Origin of the sequence: Bacillus cereus group sp. N12 (assembly GCF_016483575.1) — a bacterium.
Lineage (GTDB): Bacteria > Bacillota > Bacilli > Bacillales > Bacillaceae_G > Bacillus_A > Bacillus_A toyonensis.
The window spans coordinates 1-404 of sequence record NZ_JAEHBO010000204.1 but is presented as its reverse complement, the minus strand read 5'-3'; the positions used below and the strand labels follow the sequence as shown (position 1 = coordinate 404).

The following is a 404-nucleotide window of genomic DNA, read 5'->3' as shown; positions in this document are numbered from 1 at the left end:
GACACGGTTATTTCATTAGGCAGCTTGATCCAAATGAGTCCGGTATTGCACCGGGCTCATTTTTAATTTTGCCTTTATCCGTTTCGTATTATAATAATCTACATATTTTTCTAATTCTATTTTAAAATGATCTACACTTTCAAACTCTTTTATGTAGAGGAATTCCGACTTCATGATCCCGAAGAAATTCTCCATTACTGCGTTGTCATAACAGTTTCCTTTTCGAGACATACTCTGCACAATACCTCTTGATTCAAGTGTCCGGGCATATTGTTTCATTTGATAATGCCACCCTTGATCTGAATGCATCAATAGTTGGTGATTTTCCGGTAAACGTTCTAATGCTGTCTCTAACATTTCTGAAACAAGTGAATACGTCGGTCTAGAGCCAATTGTATAGGTAA

At 36.6% G+C, this 404-nt stretch carries 1 protein-coding gene; it reads right to left on the bottom strand.

Translation table 11 applies throughout. The annotated features are described in order from the left end of the window. Positions 1-15 precede the first annotated feature (15 nt). Positions 16-404 (bottom strand): IS3 family transposase (locus JDS92_RS30155; RefSeq protein ID WP_199633046.1); only part of this gene is annotated, 389 nt, incomplete at its 5' end.